Below are 17,809 nucleotides of genomic sequence, written 5' to 3' on the forward strand. Positions count from 1 at the left end.
CGGCAAGCTTCCAGGGCAGACTACTTCACAACCGCGTTGTCCTTCAGCATCTTGTCGCCTTGTTCCTGAGCCTTCTTCAGCGTGTCTTCAATGCTCTGCTTGTTCTGCTGGTTCAGCTGAAGATTAGGCGCAAGCGCATCGGTCTCCATCACGGAATAACCGGGATGTGTTGGACGGATTTTGGCAAATTCCAGCGTATCCAGAAACGGCTTCCACTGTGGGTCATCCTGGAAAAACGGATCTTCCATCGAAGGCTTGAAGCCCGGAAGATTCAGGCTGGTCTTGGCCCACAGCAAGGCATTATCCTTGTTCGCTGTCCACCATTTAATGAATTCCCATGCCTCATCATGATGCTTGGAGCCCTCTGGAATAACGAGTCCGAAGCCGCCCATCACGCTGCCCTTGTCGCCCTTTGGTCCGGCGGGAGGCGGTACAATGCCATATTCAAGATCTTTGCCGTATTTGTTATAGGTACTGAGCATCCAGGGCCCGGAATAGAGCATGGCGACCTTGCCTGTAACGAAGGCATCCTGCCCTTCGCCAAGCCCCAGCTCAAAACCAACCTTATACACCTTGTCTTTGTTCATCAGACGGTCCCAGAATTCCAGCACCTGCTTGCCCTGCTCATTATTGAAATTAGTTGTGCCGTCCTCTGTAAGCATCTGTCCGCCCGCCTGCTGGAGATACATATTGAACAGGCCGAGGTCGCCCATGGAGAAGCCTGCCACTTCCAGCTTGTCGCCGTTCCACTTGGTCAGCTTGGCAGCAGCCTGCTCCAGTTCATCCCAGGTAGTCGGAGGCTGAAGTCCTGCTTCTGCCAGCAGTTTCTTATTGTAGAATAAGGCCCGTGCATCAACGGTCAGCGGAAGCCCGTATAACTTATTGTCATGGGAGAGCTCGGTCAAGGACTCGCTGTAGAAATCATCCTTGGAAATGCCGTCACGCGTTAAGTACTCATCCACCGGATGCAGCACGTTCTTGGGAGCATACAGCGAGGTCCGCCAGCGGTCCCAGAACAGCACATCGGGAGCGCCGCCATTGGTGGCCGCAGTCAGGAATTTGGTGATCATATCCTGCTGCAGCACATATTTGACATGAATCTTATCTTGGGATTTATTGAAGGCATCCACCATGGTCTCGAACTGCTTTTGGCCTTCACCGCCCCAGTCGCCCCAGAATGTGAGCTCTGTCTTCTTTCCGCTATTGCCGCTTCCGGCTTTGCCGTCATTCGCAGCGCCTTCTTTTCCCGAATTGCCGCTGCAGCCCGTCGCCAGAACACCAGCCATCATCAATGAGAGTACCGTAACCCATCCTTTTTTCATTGCAGCATCCCCTTAATTTGTATTGTCTGTTATCGAAAGCCCGGACTGCTCAGCCTCGCTTCACCTCAATTCCGCAGCGCATAAGCAGCAGCTCGCAGAACATCATATTGGCCCAAGAAAACCAGGGTCTGGTATACACCTCCGGATCATCCGCATGAAAAGACTCATGCATCAATCCGGTCCCGGCATCCGTCTGTTCCAGCAGCCCAAGCAGAGCATCCTGCTCCTGCCTTGTCTCAGAGGTCATTCCCTGAACCGCCAGGGAGATTGGCCATATATGACGCGGAGGGGTATGCGGACTGCCAATACCCGCTGCGGCCTTGCCTTCATAGAAATAGGGATTAGTCTTGCTTAGAATCAGCCTGCGGGTATTCAGATACACCGGATCATCAGCAGAGACATAGCCCAGGTAAGGAATGGACAGCAGGCTGGGCACATTGGCGTCATCCATCAGGTTCACGCCTCCCAGGCCGTCGGTTTCATAGGCGTAGACCTTCCCGTATTCAGGATGCTGCACAACGCCGTGCCGCCGGATTCCGCCTTCAATCTGCTCAGCCAAATCTTCCGCCGCCCGTGCAAGCTCCAGGTTGCCAAGCACTTCAGAGGCAATTTCGCTGACGTACCGCAGGACCACGACCGCGAACATGTTGGCAGGAACCAGGTAACCGTATTCGCAGGCATCATCGCTCGGACGAAAGCCTGACCAGGTCATGCCGGTATAGGCGGTCAAAGACCCTTTGCCCCCGCGGACAAGCGTGTCGGTCGGCGCGCAGTTCACGCGTTCAAAAACATAATCGGAACCGCTCTCATGATTCTGCTCCTTGATCCACAAGTTAATAATCTGCCAGACTCCGGCTTCAAAAGCTGAATTGAACTGCGTGACCCGCCCGGTGTTTTTCCACAGCAGATAGCTAAGCTGAATAGGATAACAAAGGGAGTCTATTTCGTATTTCCGTTCCCAAATCCACGGGTTCATCACCGTCTTGTCTTCCTGATGACCCCGTCCATTCGCTTCCCGGTTGAATGCATTCGCATAGGGATCAAGGGCAATATAGGCAAATTGCTGCCCGATAAGCCCTTCAATCATGCCGGCCATTTCTTCATCTCCGGAGGCGGGAATCAGGAAGGGACGGACTTGTGCGGTGGAATCCCGCAGCCACATGGCCGGAATATCACCGGTGATGACAAAAGTTGTTCCATCCGGATTGCGTTTTATCGTGGTATTCCAGGTGTTGAGCATGCACTGTTCGAACATGTCAGCCCAGTGCGGATGCTCCGGTATTGTCTCACGTACACGGTCAGCCAGCTTTCGCAGAGAATCAGGTGTGTCTAAGATCGCTTTCAGTGGGAATGACCTCCTTTTTATTGAATGAAGCGCTTTCACAAATGAGTATATTGGTATACAAATGATATGTCAATATGTATTTTTAGATAATAATATATTAATATATGAAATGCACCTGATATGGACTAGACTGCTAGGTTCACCGGTGAACCGGACACGTGTCTACTTGAACGCACCAAAAAAACCCATCCGGCTGAATGGGCTTTCGGGTTACAGCAGCTTGTTGGGACGGACAGGAGCGGTCGAATTCCCGGGAACCAGCTCTGCATCCAGCATCACCTTATTGGGGACGGCTTGCCCGTTCATAATGCTAAGCACATTCTCCAGGGCAATCCGGCCCATCTCCTCTTCATTCTGGCGCATATGGGTGAAGGCATACCCGCCTCCCAGATGTGTCGGCGGACTGTCGAAGCATATTATGGAGATATCCTCAGGTATACGCAGTCCCAGGCGTTCCACCGCAGTCTTCGCGAGCAGCGCAATATTATATTCAATGGCAAACAACGCCGTGATGGACGGATGACTCTGCAGATGGGCCACCAGCCGGGCGATGTCCCGTTCAATATTATCCGCATTAAAAAGCTTCGGCAGCGTGGAGGTTAAATCGCTGACCCACAGCTCCTTGTCAACCATGATCCCCCGCTGGGCATGGGCCTGAATGAAGCCCTCAATCCGGTCCTCCACCGCAGTGGTATCCACAGGAGGCGGAGACAGAAACGAAATATGCGTGTGCCCGAGGTCAAATAAATACTCCGTCGCTTCAAGGGCTGCCTGCAAATTATCGGAGCTGATGGATGCCGCAGCCACTCCTTTTAAATGTCTGTCTACCAGCACGAGCGGAAAACGTCTGATGACCAGCTTCAGAATTTCCGCATTGAAATACTCGCCCTGGGCCGGGAAAATAATCAAACCGTCCACACCGAGATTCAGCAGCTTCTGAATCGCCTGCTCTTCATTCTCCGGAATACCGAAGGTTCTCCGCAGCACCAGGAAGCAGTCATTATCGCGTGAAGCCTGCTCCATCCCGTAGATCAGCCCCGTCCCGTAGCTGTTGCCAAAGTCGGTGATGATCAGGCCGACGGTCTTAGCATCGGAATGAATATTTATGGCAGCCGGACTTGTGAGGCTCATTCCCATGTCAGGCTGCTCCGTGGAAGCGTCTGCTACGAACGAGCCGCGGCCGGGCTTGCGGACAATCAGCCGTTCGGCGGCAAGCATCTCAAGGGCTTTTTTGCTGGTTATGCGGCTGACATTATAGGTTTCAGCCAGCTCTTTCTCGGAAGGAACCCGCTCTCCGGGTTTGTAAGCCTGCGTTAGGATGCTCTCCTTCACTTCATCAAAGATCTTCTCATACATCGGCTTGGAAGAGGTGGATTCAGTCATGACGTTCTTGGTCCCCTGACGTTCATTTTTCGGTATCATACATAATAATATATCATGATATATATGAATTGTCGATCCGGGTCACCAGAACTTGCCTACCAATAACGCCGCCACTCTCCAAGCACCCGCATCAAAGCTTCACAGTAGAAGTAATCCCCCCAGAGGGTGCATTCGTCAATCCCCCAACCCCGTGGTTTATTATAGACACCATGCAACAGAATTCCGTTGGAATGAGGATGCTCCTTCGTTGTGTACCGCTCAGCAAGTACAGCCAGCATCTCCAGGGCAGCTTCTCTGTATCCGGCTGCACCCGGATCGTCAGCCGGTAATTGCCGGAACAGCTCCAGAAGCCCGCAGACAGCAATAGCAGCAGCCGAGCTGTCCTTCTCCTGGCCGTCGCCGTCCGTAAATATCAGATCCCAATAGACAATGCCGTCTGCCGGAAGTTTGGACAGGAAATAGTCGGCCAGCTGCCTGGAGGCGTCAAGCAGCGATGAATCGCCCGTATGCGCATAGGCAAGCGCGAAGCCGTATATGCCCCAGGCCTGCCCTCTTGCCCAGCAGGAATCATCGGCATACCCCTGATGTGTGTTGCCGTACAGCGGCTTGCCTGTTTCCGCGTCCATGTAATAGGTGTGATAGGAGGTATGGTCTGGACGGACCAGATAGCGGGCTGATTGCCGGGCGTGTCGGTGGGCTATGGATGCCAGGGCGCTGTCCCCGGTCTCTTCAGCAGCCCAGTGGAGCAGCGGAAGATTCAGCAGGCAGTCAATAATCATCCGGCCGCGCTGCGCCGGGTCATTCAGATCTCCCCAGGCCTGAATGATTCCAGCCTCGGGAAAGTAACGGTCCGCCAGCAGTCCGGCCGCTTCCAGCGCCATCCCCCGCGCCGCCAAATTGCCGGTAATCCGGTGAGCAGCAACCGCCGAGAGGCTGTAGAGAAATCCCAGATCATGCGTATCCACCGCGATCCGCTCCTCCACCCGCCTCCGGAAGCTGTCCAGCTGCTCTTCTGCCGCTTCCCGGTACCTGCTGTCTCCGGTCCATTCATACGCCAGCCAGACCATGCCGGTCCAGAAGCTGGCCGTCCAGTCCGTATTCTCTATGGCAGGATAGACCAGGTCTTGGCTGGCCGACGCCGGAAACAGCTCCGTATATACGGGCAGATTCGGCTCAATTTTACCTACCGCAAACTTCAAGGCCTGTTCGAAGAACAGCCGCTCATCCTCCTTAAGTTCACACAGTACTTTATGCATGGCCTTCCAGCCTCCTTTTTAAGCGGAGTGTAAGTCCGATTGTCTGCCGGCCGCCGGTCAGATTGAATCTGAGGAAGGCAAGCTTATCCTTAATCAGCTTAACTTCAGCACCGCCTGAACATGCGCTGACTTCATAGCCCGCCAGATCATCCCAGTACACTAACCCGAACGGAACAGCGCTGCTGCTCCCAATCTCATATTCAAGCTCAATCACCGTATCTGTCTTCAGATACTTCGTCACGAATACCGGCGGAACAGCTTCTGTGAAATCATCGTTCATGTTCAGCTTGCCGATGTAATTGCGCAGCAGGCGGGGCCTGCATTCTCCCTCCACGAAGGACAGCTGGCACTCTTTATCATAGTATAGAAAGGTTTCCGGCCAAGGGCCGAAGCCCACTCCGCCCAGAGTCATGGTGTATTCGTTAACCTCCGGCCGTACCGGATAATCATGGGTCAGCATATAGGACGGTGCCGTGTATTCATTCTGCTCTTTATACAGGCGTACAGCATGGGGTAAAGTCGTTAAGGTAATAGGATAGCTGGTAATATATTTGAAAAAGAGATCCAGCATTCCCGCGCATTCCTCGACATGGGAAGCCGGGAATACAGTGAACCGGTCTGTGAACTCCATCTCATGGCCTTCCTGCTGCTGGAGGAAAAACATCTGCCCGTTATGATCCGTATTGAACAAATATTCATCGAACAGATGCTTCCAATAGTCGATATTCTCTCCCGTACACAGACCGGCGCGCAGTACATCGTTGGGGTCCGTGGAATAGATGACTGGGCTGCCGGTATGGTAGGTGGCATGCAGGTCACGGGCGGTCCATTCACAGGCCACCACCTGGCCCCGGCCGGAATGCGGCACCTTGAAGCTCCTGCTGTTCACATACCAGGACCCCCAGGGAATGCCCTTATGGGTGATGCCATCCCACCAGAACTGCTCATAGCAATATCCCCACATGCCTTCAAAATCCAGTTCCTCCAGCACTTCAATCACTTCATTGTAAATCTTTCCCCTTGCGGCCACCTTGGTGGCGGCCCATGGGAAGGCCTCCTGCAGCAGCGACCAATCTTCTTCCAGCCGCCGCTTCAGCACCTCCTTGGAGGAGCCGGCCTCCTCTTCAAAGAAAGGGCATTGCAGAATGACATCATCGCCGTAGGCCGTATGCCATTCCCCGATCCGTTCCCGCAGGACCGGAATCGAGCCCCGGTTGACGATCCAGGTTACGGGAATCGCATATTTATGCGCAAGCTCCGCAGTCCGCTCAATCCCGTCAAGGGCGACACCCTTGCCCCAGTCTGCATCATAATGGGCAGCGTAGCTGACGAAGGTATAAATAAGTCGTTCCGGTTTCAACACAATCCCTCCAGATATTCATAGTTTGTTCCTGCCGGACCCTGCCCGGAGCTGCTTCTCCACCGCTGCCCTAGTTATCTTCATACTCTCCCGGAAACCGGAGGGTTACGGCGGTAAGCTTGTAGGGCTCACTCTCCAGCTCCATTACAGCTTTGTCCCCATAGTGCAGGCGCAGCCGGGTGTAGACATTCCGCAAAGCGTAGCCGCCATGCTCCTGCCTGCCTGCTTCGACAAGTCCGGCTTCCACCCGCTCCTTGTCGAAGCCTTCCCCGTTGTCCTCCACCTTACAGACGATGAAGGTCTCTTCCCGGTACACGCGGATGATGATCCGTCCGGTATGGCCTTCACTCCTGAATCCGTGGAGAATCGAGTTCTCCACCAGGGGCTGGAGCAGGATTTTTAGCAGCGGCTGCTCGTCCAGCCCCTCCTCCACCGTAATCTCATAGGTGAACAGCTCCTCGTAGCACTGCTGCTGCAGGCTTAAGTAACGGGTGACATGATCTACCTCCTTGGCTACGGTTGTCAGATCATGGCCGTTATTAAGCCCAAGCCGGAACAGTTGGGACAGGGAGACAATCATCTCCTTCACATCCTCCTGCTTGCGGGATTCTGATTTCCAGAGAATCGTATTCAGGGTGTTGTAGAGAAAATGAGGATCAATCTGCGCCTGTAGCGCCTTGACCTCAGATACGCGCTTCTGCTTCTCCGCCTCAGTGACGTTCTGGATGAGCTGCTCAATTTTGACCAGCATGATGTTGAAGCGTTCGCCCACCTGTGCCACCTCATCCCTGTAATCGCTGGAGAAGCGCACGGAGAGATCATTGTCACCGGCTCGGGACATCAGACGCTGCAGCCGATAGAGAGGGCGGATCAGCAGGCCGGTCATCCACTTCGACAGAATCAGTGCCAGCGGAATGAGCGCGAGAACGATAACAAGGGTGGCCCACCACATGTAACGGATATCCTTCAGCAGCACAGCCTTGGGCTGGAAGTAGAAGATCATCCAATTATCGGGAAAGGTCACCTTGGCCCAATTGACCAGATATTCCTTCCCTTGGAACCTGTATTCAAAATGATTGCGCCCCGCGTTAACCTCGCTCTGGAAGGCCGCTTCCCGCATCGGGGCTACGAAGCGGGAATGCTCATCCATCACCGGATTACCTGCTGCGTCAATGACTGCAATGCTTCCGCTGTCGCCGACCACATTCGTCTCGGCATATTCCTTGATGGCAGACTCCCGCACATTGACGACCACCTGCACATCGGTTCCCCGATAGGCCGAGATCGGCTCAATCAGCAGGCTGAGGACACGGCCGCTGTTCTCAAACAGCCCGTCACGGTGGGCCGGAACCCACAGCGGCAGCGTCTTCTCCTGCATAATCCGGCTTAGCGGAGTGTCTGCGAAATCCAGATTCGTCCGCTTCGCCCCGGTGACAGAATAGAATTCACCAATGGGCGTGGACACAAGCACCGAATCAATGGATGGCTCGATTAGCTGCATCTGGACCAGGGGCACCTGCAGCGCATTGTTCAGCGCGAAATAAGAGTAGTAGCTGGCCTCTGTTCCCGGCGAGGCGCGGAGAATATCCTCGAAGGGCGGACTCATCATAAAGGTCAGGACCGACAGCCGGACCTTGCGCAGCTTCTCCTCCAGAGCCTGGGCCGATTTACCGATCATCATCTGGCTGAGCTCTGCCGTCTTGCGCTCCAGAAGCCGCGAAGCCAGGTATTGTGAGGAGACGCCTGTAACCCAGATCGCCAGAATCACGATGGACACTATGCCGATCCAGAGCCTGGTCTTGAAGGTGGAATTGTGCAGGAATGTCCGCAAAATCTGCTTTCTCATCCGTTGCCCTGCCTGGGCCCATAGGCCGCCCGGAATTCCGTGGGCGTCATGCCGGTCGTTTTCTTAAAGACATCGCTGAAATAGGAGCGCTCCTCATAGCCCAGGCTTTCGGCAATTTCGGCGATGGGCCGGTCACCGGCCAACAGCAGCTTGGCCTGCTCCATCTTCTCCTGGATGACAAAAGCGCCGACAGAGAGCCCGGTCACCTTCTTGAACAGGTTGGAGAAATAGCTGGTGCTCAGGTGAACATGGGCAGCATAGTCGCCGACCAGCAGATTGAGATGCAGATGCTCACGAATGTAGCGGATAGCCGCCTGAATCGCCTCTTGGGCGCTGAATTGCAGCCGGGACTGGACCTGCGCACAGCTCAGCTTGCACAGCTGCTTCAGCGATTCGCGCAGATCGCTCAGCACCGCGCGGGGCGAGGTCAATGCCTTCATTAGCTCGGTCAGCTCCGGACTCTTGGCCAGTTCAGGCACCGCATTGCGGATCAATGCGGCAAGCTCTACACAGAGCGCCTTCGCACTGTCCGGCGAAGGCAGGGCTTCTGTCTTCCCGGCAGTTTCCAGCAGCATCAGCAGCAACTTCTCGGCCTGCCCGGCATTACCGGAACGCAGCGCATAGACCAGTTCCTTCTCCAGATCGGCATCAGGACGCGGAAGCACCTCGGGGCGCTGCGTGATATGCTCCCAGAAGAATACACTGTTGCCTCCGGTATAGAATGTGTAGGTTAGTGCCTCTACCGCCTGCTGATAGGCAACGGGAAGCTCATCCAGCTCCTGAACCGTCCGGCTTACGCCTGCCGAGACCGTGCATTTGGAGTAACGCTCGGCGTTCTCCCGGCATTCCTCGGCGATTCCCAGTGCGCTGGCCCCGTCCCCTGTGTTGATAATGAGCACGAAGCGGTGAACCGATTCGCGGAACAGCGTTCCCTTGGCCACCCGGAGCACAGTCTCCTCTACGATGTTCTGCACGGCAAACCGCAGCAGCTCCGCATCATTGACCGGAATCTCCTCGCTCTTCTGTACGAAATGGTCAATCTCCAGCACCACGACGGCGAGCGGAGAGGACTGCATATCCATCTGCAGAAATTCCCAGCGCCTGCGCAGCGTCTCCGGTTGGGCCGAGAAGCGGACCAGCAGGCTGAGGTATTCCTGGCGCAATAACGGCATGCTCTCCCGCAGCTTCTGCTGCATGTCGCTCAGCTCCTCGCTGTGCTGCCGCTCTCTCTCCAGCTCCTCCGCAGCCTTCTTCACCACTTCGGCCAGCTGCCTCGGGGTGAAGGGCTTGAGGATATAATCGAAGGCGCCCAGACGAAGCGCTTCCTGCGCATGATCGAAATCGGAATAGCCGCTGATGAAGATAAATTTGGCCTGCGGAAGCTGCGGCCGCAGCTCCCGCATCATCTCAATGCCGCTCAGCCTGGGCATACGGATATCCGTCACAATGATATCGGGCAGCTTCTTCTTAACGAGCGCCAGACCTCCCTCGCCACTGGATGCCGTGCCCACGATGTCTATCCCCAGTTCGCTCCAGTCCATATCCCGGGAGATCCCGTTCACGACAGCGCGGATATCATCAATTACGACCATGGTATATGTCCGCTTGATCATAGGTGCCTCCTCCTTCAAAAGCCTCCTCCGGCCGGAGGAGGCGGAACTTATTATTGTTGTTCCAGATAACGCGCGTAAGCCGTATTATAGATTTCCAGTACTTCATCCAGCTTCAACTGCTTCAGCTGCTGAACGAATGCGTCATAGCTGCCCTCCAATGCCTCTCCGCCCATGAACCACTTCTGCGAAGTTTCCATCACATAGGTTTCGATCGGCGGGAACAGCTCCTTAATCTTCTTGTCTTCATCCAGGGTGAAGTTCAGCTGCGGCACCTGGTACTCCGGGGCAAAGTAATTATTGTCCACATACATTTTCACGCCTTCCAGAGCGATCTTATTCGTCCATTGCTCTTCGTAGGCGAAATCCTGATGCCCGCCGATCGTCAACTGGGCACCCGTGGTCTTGATCAGATAATCGACTACAGCAGGCTCATTCAATACCTTCTCGGTGAATACCGGCTTGCCGTCCACCACCGTGTACGTTTCGCCTTCGATTCCAAAGTTATGCAGACGGCGTCCTTCTTCAGTCCACCAGAAGTCCATATAACGCAGTACAGCCGCCGGGTCCTTGGCATTCGCTGAAATCGCCCAGCCGGCATCGTTGCCCAGCGGATTGCGCTTGGTTACTTCAAATACCTTGCCGGAGATGCTGGCCGGAGGTGCGATAGGACGCAGCGAGAAATTAGGCAGAGTCGGCTGGAGCTTGTTGTTGTAATTGGCGGTGCTGGCGAACCAGTCATGTACAGAACCGCCGGTATCATTCGCAAAGAGAATATCACGTGCGGTATTGCCGCGGGTGAAGATCTCCTTATCAATCAGCCCTTCCTTGTACCACTTGGCTGTCTCGGTCGCAGCCGTCTTATACTCCGGCTCGTTCGGCCCGTATACGATCTTGCCGTCCTTCAGCTTGAAGGACAGCGAGGCATCCCACAGCGGAAACAGGGAAGCGAAGCCTGAAGTGGCATTGCGGGAGAAGAAAGGCACCTCGTCCTTCTTGCCGTTTCCGTTAGGGTCCTGTTCACGGAACGCCTTCAGCACCTCGTAGTACTCCTGAACCGTTGCCGGAGCCTTCAGCCCCAGCTTGTCGAGCCAATCCTGACGGATATACCAGCCCTCCTGGGCTTCCCCGTCAGACACGAACGGCACGACATAAATCTTGCCGTCTGAGGCAGTGATAGCACTCTTAACCGCCTTGTTCCCGTCCAGGAACGCCTTGAAGTTCGGAGCATTCTCGGCCAGCAGATCATCCAGCGGCACAAGCGCGCCCTGAACAGCGATATTATTAAGTCCGGACAGCTGGTAAGCCACAATATCAGGCAGTTCACCCGAAGCGAGCAGCAGATTCCACGCCTGGGCATCGTCGCCTCCGGTCGGAGCTACATTCTTCAGTGTGACGCCGGTAGCCTTGGCCGCTTCCTGAAAAATCGGCAAATCGCCGTTAATCTGAAGCGCCTGGCTATAATAATAGAAGTTAAGGTTTAGCGGTTCCACATTTGCTGCCGGTGAAGCAGAGGCGGCAGTCGAAGTGCCTGAATCATTCGCTGACGGGGATGGGGCTGCCCCCTCGTTGCCGCCTCCGCAGCCTGATACCAGGACGGCCATAAGCGCTGATGCAAGCAGCAGGCTTTTCATCTTTTTCATGTACAATAATCCTCCCTTTTATCTAGTATATCTTATCCCTTTTCTATGCAAACAAGTACGCCTCCGGTCAAGGCTTCCCAGGCGGCACCGCTACTGGCTTCAGCCCTTGATGGAACCGATCATGACTCCGTGTACGAAATACTTCTGGATAAACGGATAGAAGAGCATCATCGGAAGAACGGCAACCACAATCGTGGCGTAGATGACCGTTTCTGCAATCAGATAGGAGCTGTCCGTGACCATCATGGAATCGCTCGGCTTCATCTGTACCACCAGACGGTTCAGCAGCACCTGCAGCGGCACCTTGTCCTCACTGCGCAACAGCACCATGGCCCAGAAGTATCCGTTCCAGCGCCCCACCGCATAAAAGAGCGTAACTGTCGCCAAGGCAGCCTTGGACAAGGGCAGCATAATCCGCAGCAGAATGGTGGCCTCGCTCGCCCCGTCAATGCGGGCTGCCTCCTCCAGCTCTTCGGGAACAGACTGGAAGAAGGTGCGCAGGATAATAACATTAAAGGTCGAAATAGCGAAGCCGAAGATGATTGCACTCCGCGTATCGAGCATGTCCAGGCTGCGGAAGTTCATATAGATAGGGATAATGCCCGCATTGAAGACAAGCGTGAAGGATATCATCAGATTGATCGCCTTCCGGCCTTTGAGCCTGGGCTTGGACAAGCTGTATGCACCGCAGACCGTAAGTACCATGCTGACCAGTGTACCTGCGACAGTGTAGAAGAGCGTATTGGCGTACCCGAGCCAAATGGTCGGCTCCCGGAAGACCGCCTTATAAGCGTCCAGTGTCGGCTCGACGGGGAACAGAATCACCCGGCCCGACACCACCGCATCCGGAGAACTGAAGGAAGCGGACAGCACATAGAGTACAGGGAACAGGACAATGATCATCAGAAGCGTCAGGAATACATAATTGAAGCGGTAAAAAATCTTTTCGCCGCGGCTTTCTGTCATAATTTCTTCACCTACCAGAGACCGTTGCCGGTGTATTTTTTGCTGAGCCGGTTAGAGATTACAATGAGGAGCAGGCCCACAACCGAGTTGAATAATCCGACTGCTGTAGCCATGTCGTAACGGCCGTTCAAGATCCCTTCCCTGTAGACATAGCTATTAATGACGTCTGCCGTCTCGTAGGTTGCAGGCTGATAGAGCAGAATAATCGCCTCATAGCCGACCTCCAGCAGACTGCCGATCTTCAGAATCAGCATGATCATGATCGTAGGCAGAATTCCCGGCAGGGTCACATTTAGCATACGCTTCCATTTATTAGCTCCGTCTACCACCGCTGCTTCATACAGATCCGTATTGATGCCTGCCAGCGCTGCAATGTAGATAATCGCAGAGAAGCCCATTTCCTGCCAGATACCCATCGAGACGAAGATGGTGCGGAAATACTCCGGCACAGCTAGGAAATAAATTTTCTCGAGGCCCAGCTGCTCCAGCAGAAGATTAACGATCCCGTTGCCGGGTGCGAGCAGATTGGTTACGATGCCGCATACAACGACAACAGAGATAAAGTGGGGCAGGTAAGTAATGGTCTGCACCATTTTTTTGAACATGGCGTTCTTCACATCATTAAGCAGCAATGCCAGCAGGATCGGCGCCGGAAATGCGAATAACAGGCTGTACAAGCTGATCAGTAGCGTATTCTTCAGCACCCGCAGGAAGTAATCGCTCTGCAGGAATGTTTCAAAGTGGCTGAAGCCTGCCCACGGACTGTCCCCGATGCCCTGAAAAACGCTGTAATTCTTGAAGGCAATCTGCAGCCCGTACATCGGCTTAAAGGCAAACAGGATATACCATAATACAAAAGGCACAAGGATCGCATACAGGAACCAGTCCCTGCGCAGTGTCTTCCCCAGGCCCCCGGTCTTGACCGTTAATGCCGGCAAGGCGTTCTGACTCTCCTTAATCCGAAGTTTCATCACTCTTCTCTTCCTTCCTTGGCTGCCTGCTCGGCCGCCGCTGTCGTAACTTTATTATAAGTAGCGGCACTGCAAGCCATAAGGCAAAATCCGATTGTAAGGGACGGATATTCAACTGTAACCGGGTTCACCCGGATTGCACGAGTGATCCGAAGGCTTGTGTAAGCCACATTCTGCCCACAGCAAAAAACACCCGCAGCAGGAGACCTATCTCCAGTCTGCAGGTGTTCGGGTAGTATCGTTACTGCCAAGATCAGGATAAGCTAGAAGCTGCGGCTGTCCTGAACATGAATATAGTTAATGCCTTGCGCAGTCAGCTTGGAGCCGCTTGTATTCACGACCCGGACTGCCTTCTTGCCTTTGCCGCTGAGGGAGAAGCTGATATTATTAGCCAGTTTGTTCTCCACAATCTGTTCGAGCGCGCTGTGGAATCCGCCAACCGTAATGCCCTCCAGGTTCTCCAGCACCGGTTCTTTGCCCTCTTCAATCGTCTTGAGAATTTGATAGATTAACGACTTGCTTCCGTCCATCCTGATTCGCCTCCTGCATCAATTGTGAGCGTTTACAAACCATTAGCCCTACATGCGAACTTTTCCCTCTGTATATCTATTCTCTTATTCGACAGCACAGACCTGTTACCTCTTATTGGAATTCAATCTTCAATAAAAAGTCTCATCTATATGTTTCCCGTACATGCTGCTGACCCCGACGAGTCTGAACACTCCATTTACTTTGGCATAGGTGTAATTCTGATCAGGTTCATCCTTATACCGTACCTCCGCTTCATAATCGCCCGATTTCAAGCTATAGACTCCACTCCACGGATCTCTTGAATATCTGCTTCGGGATACGCTCTGGTATGAATCAGATATGCTTTAACCTCATTAGCGATGTGGCTTCTTTTATAAGGTAACCCGGTTAGCGACAGGTAGATCCCTCCTGCAACAACAACGAGTACCAGCACAGCTATTATCGTCCCCCGGTTAGTAAGCCTCATGCGGATAACCTCCGTTCAACATTAGTTTTTGCTCTGAGTGAAAATAACATAATTTTACATTTGTTGGTTCATTTTACCACACTGATGAATGACAGCACATTGTATTCGGTTTTTCACATACATTCTTCTCTTCAGCCTTAACGCAAAAAAGCACCCCTCAAGGTGCTTCCTGCCACTCTGCCTCCTTATGCGTTCTGGCGGTATATCGGTGCGCCCAGCGGGGAACTGCCTGCACCGCCGTCTACGGCGATATCTGCGCCCTGGATGTATGACGAATCATCGGAGGCCAGGAACAGGGCCACCTTAGCGATCTCTTCGGGATCGCCCGCACGGCCCAGCGGAATGGATAGAGACATTCCGGCTTCCACCTGAGCCCAATTCTCCATCGCCACTTGTCCCCATATAGGGGTCCGGGTCGCCCCTGGAGCAATATTGTTCACGCGTATACCAAGCGGCGAGAGTTCGGAAGCCAGCACCTTGGTCATGCTGCTGACTGCTCCCTTGCTGGCCGCATAGGCGGAGTTCCCGGGTCTTCCGGCATTCGCCAGCACCGAACCGGTCAGAATGACTGAAGCGCCGGCCTTCAGATGAGGGAGAGCAGCCTGTACGGTGAAGAAGACACCGGTCACATTGATCCTGAGCACTTCCTCGAAGGCAGCCAGATCCGTGCCCCCAAGCGGAGTCGAACCGGCTACACCTGCATTCGCATAGACTATATCCAGCCTGCCGAATGTCTCAATAGCTGCATTTACAGCCTTCACTGCACTCTGCGGATCAGCCGCATCCGCCTGTACTGCGACTACACGCTCTGCGCCCAGCTCTTCCGCCGCCGCATGTAAGGATACCGGGTTGCGGCCGGTAATGACCACTCTGGCCCCTTCCGCCACAAACAATTTGGCCGCAGCCAGCCCTATCCCGCTATTCCCTCCAGTAATTAATGCAACCTTTCCGTCAAGCTTACCCATCGTTAACACCTCTCCTGTTTTATTTGAGACCAATCGTTCTAATATTATTAAGCAGAAACGGCTACCACATCCTTATTAAAGCCCGGCATTCGTTTCAGCGAGAAATAGAAGGATAAGTAATTATTCGTTATCTTAGCACATTTAAGAACGATCAGTAAAGTATTATTTTTACCGATCGTTCTTAATGAATAACCGGGTAAACTCCAGCCTACCAATTTTCATTCAGCTAACGGGCAGTTATGCGGAATGAAATGGTATAATTCAGTAGCAATGAATACAGCGCATTTTTAAGAAAAGAGGGCACTATGGACCAAGAGCTTTTTCTAAAACTTAAGCATGGAGAGACCTTCTCCGATGTAGAGTCAACACTAAATGTCGAACTTGTCTTAACGAGATATGAGAATGACAATGTGACTTATGATTACTGCCATCTTAGTGAAATAGGTGTCTGGCTTTTTTTCAAAATAGATAGTCAGAGGTTGTATTCAATTAGATTCGATGAGCCTTTTTCATTGGACATCGATGGGGTTAAATTAGGGAATTCAATTAAAGAAGTTAAAAACATAAAGGGCAAACCTAGTCGTAGGTGGCCAATGCCTGATTCGGATATTGTAAGATTGATTTATGATAAACCCAGCTTTGTTCGGTATGATATTGACCTGCAATCTGGAAGGGTAGTTCATATTTTCAAATGAGATCTGAGTACAAATCGTTCAACTACTATGAAAATTAACTCTAATTTTCATTCTCTGTGGTGCAGCGCTGATTTTGTGCTGCATGGATGGCTAACGGGCAGTATAGTTAACAATGTACCTAGATTGATCGAACTGGGCGGTTTCTTTACATTGCGAAGAAGTGATCAGCTAGTGGAGTTGGCAATGAGCTCAAGCTCGGTTACAACTTCATCAAGCGGCTTCCTGGTGTCGATCTCAACAGTAGCTCCAGCACGTAAGAGAGGCTCAACACTAGCGACGTATTGTATAATTTCTTCACGTTGTTCGACAGTTTTTCCATAATCGTTCGTCTTACGGGAAGCCACACGTTCAAGGATTACTTCGAGGGGGGCACTTAACAACACTACTGCATCGAACATCGGGTAAAACTTCCCCTGATTTGATACACAACCCGAAATGAATAAAGTACCTTCGCTATGTTCAGTGAGCAGCTCATCGATTCGATTCTCGTGCCATAACCACCCAGAACCATCCACATTCTCGCTCCAACCATCATAATCGGTGTCGATAACTCTATACCCCCTATGAGTAAGTTCCCCCAGAACCGTTGATTTACCTGTACCCGACATCCCTGTCACCAGAATTATCGCCTTCTTTTTTGATATTGAGCCCGAAGTATTTGTCATATTTCCACTCCCTTTTTGAGAAGTCCCTAGACTATATTAAAACATAAAGGCGATAAAGGAAGTTAAGTTAAGTAATTCTCTCACTCATATAGTCGGGTTATTTTAACGCACAGTTTTCGTCAACTTCGCGTTATTTCTTATTGTGCTAACGGGAAACGATAGTTCAAAGTCATCCAGGAGCAGCTTATCACCTGGCAGCTACTCCTCTGCTTGTTGAAGTTATGGGCAGATTAATGCAACTTTCTAAATTAAACATCGTCTAATCATATGTTAATATGTGTAAATTAACTGATTCAGTTTCTTAGGGGGAATGTAGGAATGTCAAGAAAGCCAGTAGGAGCAGCGGCGGTTATTTGGGATTCAGAGGGGCGTATTCTTCTAGTAAAACATAGCTACGGAAAATACAATTGGGAACTACCTGGTGGGTTATCAGAACAAAATGAGTCTGCAGAGAATACTGCAAAGAGAGAAGTGCTAGAAGAAACCGGTCTTGAAGCTACTGTCGAGCGCTTAACCGGCGTGTATTATGAACCTTTTCACGATATGCACCACTTTGTTTTCACTTGTGTATTGGATGACGATCAACCACCACAGCCGGATGAGAAGGAAGTAACAGAATGTAATTATTGGGCTTTAAATGATTTGCCTAGGCCTATTAGTGACTTCACAATTGCACGTATACAGGATGCGTTGAACACTGACGGTAATCGATTATTCCATGTCATCGGACCGAGACAGTGGTTAGAATAATATGTTTTATTTCATAGACCATTCAACTAACGGGA

Annotated in this window: 17 protein-coding genes; 2 read left to right on the forward strand and 15 right to left on the reverse strand. The window is 52.5% G+C overall.

Translation table 11 applies throughout. The annotated features are described in order from the left end of the window. Positions 1–20 precede the first annotated feature (20 nt). The 14 genes from MHH28_RS15580 to MHH28_RS15645 all read right to left on the reverse strand — a co-directional run bounded on the left by MHH28_RS15580 (position 21) and on the right by MHH28_RS15645 (position 15,664). Entirely contained in the window at positions 21–1,322 is a 1,302-nt protein-coding gene (locus MHH28_RS15580) for an ABC transporter substrate-binding protein (RefSeq protein ID WP_405116417.1), read from the reverse strand. Positions 1,323–1,371: 49 nt separating this feature from the next. Beyond that, the gene (locus tag MHH28_RS15585) at positions 1,372–2,667 is read right to left on the reverse strand and encodes a glycoside hydrolase family 125 protein (protein ID WP_405117125.1); all 1,296 of its coding nucleotides are present in this window, start codon (positions 2,665–2,667) and stop codon (positions 1,372–1,374) included. Between the two features lie 210 nt (positions 2,668–2,877). After that, the gene (locus MHH28_RS15590; RefSeq protein WP_405117128.1) at positions 2,878–4,050 is read right to left on the reverse strand and encodes a GntR family transcriptional regulator; all 1,173 of its coding nucleotides are present in this window, start codon (positions 4,048–4,050) and stop codon (positions 2,878–2,880) included. 95 nt (positions 4,051–4,145) lie between these two features. Further along, positions 4,146–5,306 (reverse strand): glycoside hydrolase family 88 protein, encoded by a 1,161-nt coding sequence (locus MHH28_RS15595; RefSeq protein ID WP_405116420.1) that lies wholly within the window; start codon positions 5,304–5,306, stop codon positions 4,146–4,148. Next, a complete protein-coding gene (locus tag MHH28_RS15600) occupies positions 5,299–6,666 on the reverse strand; it encodes a hypothetical protein (protein WP_405116422.1) in 1,368 nt (455 codons plus the stop codon). Before MHH28_RS15600 ends, MHH28_RS15595 begins: the two co-directional genes overlap by 8 nt. A gap of 70 nt (positions 6,667–6,736) precedes the next feature. Continuing rightward, positions 6,737–8,512: a sensor histidine kinase gene (locus MHH28_RS15605; RefSeq protein WP_405116424.1), complete on the reverse strand. Its 1,776-nt coding sequence runs from the start codon at positions 8,510–8,512 to the stop codon at positions 6,737–6,739. Beyond that, positions 8,509–10,125 carry a response regulator gene (locus MHH28_RS15610; protein WP_405116427.1) on the reverse strand — a complete coding sequence of 539 codons (1,617 nt, stop codon included), beginning with the start codon at positions 10,123–10,125 and terminating at the stop codon, positions 8,509–8,511. Before MHH28_RS15610 ends, MHH28_RS15605 begins: the two co-directional genes overlap by 4 nt. A gap of 50 nt (positions 10,126–10,175) precedes the next feature. Then, positions 10,176–11,765 (reverse strand): extracellular solute-binding protein, encoded by a 1,590-nt coding sequence (locus tag MHH28_RS15615; protein WP_405116429.1) that lies wholly within the window; start codon positions 11,763–11,765, stop codon positions 10,176–10,178. Between the two features lie 99 nt (positions 11,766–11,864). Next, the gene (locus MHH28_RS15620; protein ID WP_405116431.1) at positions 11,865–12,731 is read right to left on the reverse strand and encodes a carbohydrate ABC transporter permease; all 867 of its coding nucleotides are present in this window, start codon (positions 12,729–12,731) and stop codon (positions 11,865–11,867) included. An 11-nt stretch (positions 12,732–12,742) separates the two neighbouring features. Further along, positions 12,743–13,702 carry an ABC transporter permease gene (locus MHH28_RS15625; RefSeq protein ID WP_405116433.1) on the reverse strand — a complete coding sequence of 320 codons (960 nt, stop codon included), beginning with the start codon at positions 13,700–13,702 and terminating at the stop codon, positions 12,743–12,745. Positions 13,703–13,965: 263 nt separating this feature from the next. Next, a complete protein-coding gene (locus MHH28_RS15630) occupies positions 13,966–14,232 on the reverse strand; it encodes a hypothetical protein (RefSeq protein WP_209994007.1) in 267 nt (88 codons plus the stop codon). A 129-nt stretch (positions 14,233–14,361) separates the two neighbouring features. After that, positions 14,362–14,505 (reverse strand): hypothetical protein, encoded by a 144-nt coding sequence (locus MHH28_RS15635; protein WP_405116436.1) that lies wholly within the window; start codon positions 14,503–14,505, stop codon positions 14,362–14,364. Next, positions 14,502–14,699 carry a hypothetical protein gene (locus tag MHH28_RS15640; RefSeq protein ID WP_405116438.1) on the reverse strand — a complete coding sequence of 66 codons (198 nt, stop codon included), beginning with the start codon at positions 14,697–14,699 and terminating at the stop codon, positions 14,502–14,504. The genes MHH28_RS15635 and MHH28_RS15640 overlap by 4 nt, the downstream gene beginning before the upstream one ends. 185 nt (positions 14,700–14,884) lie before the next feature. Further along, positions 14,885–15,664 carry an SDR family NAD(P)-dependent oxidoreductase gene (locus MHH28_RS15645; RefSeq protein WP_405116441.1) on the reverse strand — a complete coding sequence of 260 codons (780 nt, stop codon included), beginning with the start codon at positions 15,662–15,664 and terminating at the stop codon, positions 14,885–14,887. A 305-nt stretch (positions 15,665–15,969) separates the two neighbouring features. Between MHH28_RS15645 and MHH28_RS15650 the strand changes: the two genes are divergently transcribed. Further along, the gene (locus MHH28_RS15650; protein WP_405116443.1) at positions 15,970–16,359 is read left to right on the forward strand and encodes a hypothetical protein; all 390 of its coding nucleotides are present in this window, start codon (positions 15,970–15,972) and stop codon (positions 16,357–16,359) included. 164 nt (positions 16,360–16,523) lie between these two features. Here MHH28_RS15650 and MHH28_RS15655 read toward each other — a convergent pair whose 3' ends face one another. Beyond that, positions 16,524–17,024, reverse strand: coding sequence for an AAA family ATPase (locus tag MHH28_RS15655; protein WP_405116445.1), 501 nt, complete (start codon positions 17,022–17,024; stop codon positions 16,524–16,526). A 318-nt stretch (positions 17,025–17,342) separates the two neighbouring features. Here MHH28_RS15655 and MHH28_RS15660 point away from each other — a divergent pair, with 318 nt between their 5' ends. Then, the gene (locus MHH28_RS15660; RefSeq protein ID WP_405116447.1) at positions 17,343–17,774 is read left to right on the forward strand and encodes an NUDIX hydrolase; all 432 of its coding nucleotides are present in this window, start codon (positions 17,343–17,345) and stop codon (positions 17,772–17,774) included. Positions 17,775–17,809 lie beyond the last annotated feature (35 nt).

It is taken from the genome of Paenibacillus sp. FSL K6-1217, from assembly GCF_045040735.1.
Classification (GTDB): Bacteria; Bacillota; Bacilli; order Paenibacillales; family Paenibacillaceae; genus Paenibacillus_AQ.

Excerpts from the sequence above, each read along its gene's own strand:
- MHH28_RS15580 (WP_405116417.1), bottom strand. The coding sequence starts at position 1,322 with ATGAAAAAAGGATGGGTTACGGTACTCTCATTGATGATGGCTGGTGTT.
- MHH28_RS15590 (WP_405117128.1), bottom strand. The coding sequence starts at position 4,050 with ATGACTGAATCCACCTCTTCCAAGCCGATGTATGAGAAGATCTTTGAT.
- MHH28_RS15595 (WP_405116420.1), bottom strand. The coding sequence starts at position 5,306 with ATGCATAAAGTACTGTGTGAACTTAAGGAGGATGAGCGGCTGTTCTTC.
- MHH28_RS15605 (WP_405116424.1), bottom strand. The coding sequence starts at position 8,512 with ATGAGAAAGCAGATTTTGCGGACATTCCTGCACAATTCCACCTTCAAG.
- MHH28_RS15610 (WP_405116427.1), bottom strand. The coding sequence starts at position 10,125 with ATGATCAAGCGGACATATACCATGGTCGTAATTGATGATATCCGCGCT.
- MHH28_RS15615 (WP_405116429.1), bottom strand. The coding sequence starts at position 11,765 with ATGAAAAAGATGAAAAGCCTGCTGCTTGCATCAGCGCTTATGGCCGTC.
- MHH28_RS15620 (WP_405116431.1), bottom strand. The coding sequence starts at position 12,731 with ATGACAGAAAGCCGCGGCGAAAAGATTTTTTACCGCTTCAATTATGTA.
- MHH28_RS15625 (WP_405116433.1), bottom strand. The coding sequence starts at position 13,702 with ATGAAACTTCGGATTAAGGAGAGTCAGAACGCCTTGCCGGCATTAACG.
- MHH28_RS15630 (WP_209994007.1), bottom strand. The coding sequence starts at position 14,232 with ATGGACGGAAGCAAGTCGTTAATCTATCAAATTCTCAAGACGATTGAA.
- MHH28_RS15640 (WP_405116438.1), bottom strand. The coding sequence starts at position 14,699 with ATGAGGCTTACTAACCGGGGGACGATAATAGCTGTGCTGGTACTCGTT.
- MHH28_RS15645 (WP_405116441.1), bottom strand. The coding sequence starts at position 15,664 with ATGGGTAAGCTTGACGGAAAGGTTGCATTAATTACTGGAGGGAATAGC.
- MHH28_RS15650 (WP_405116443.1), top strand. The coding sequence starts at position 15,970 with ATGGACCAAGAGCTTTTTCTAAAACTTAAGCATGGAGAGACCTTCTCC.
- MHH28_RS15655 (WP_405116445.1), bottom strand. The coding sequence starts at position 17,024 with ATGACAAATACTTCGGGCTCAATATCAAAAAAGAAGGCGATAATTCTG.
- MHH28_RS15660 (WP_405116447.1), top strand. The coding sequence starts at position 17,343 with ATGTCAAGAAAGCCAGTAGGAGCAGCGGCGGTTATTTGGGATTCAGAG.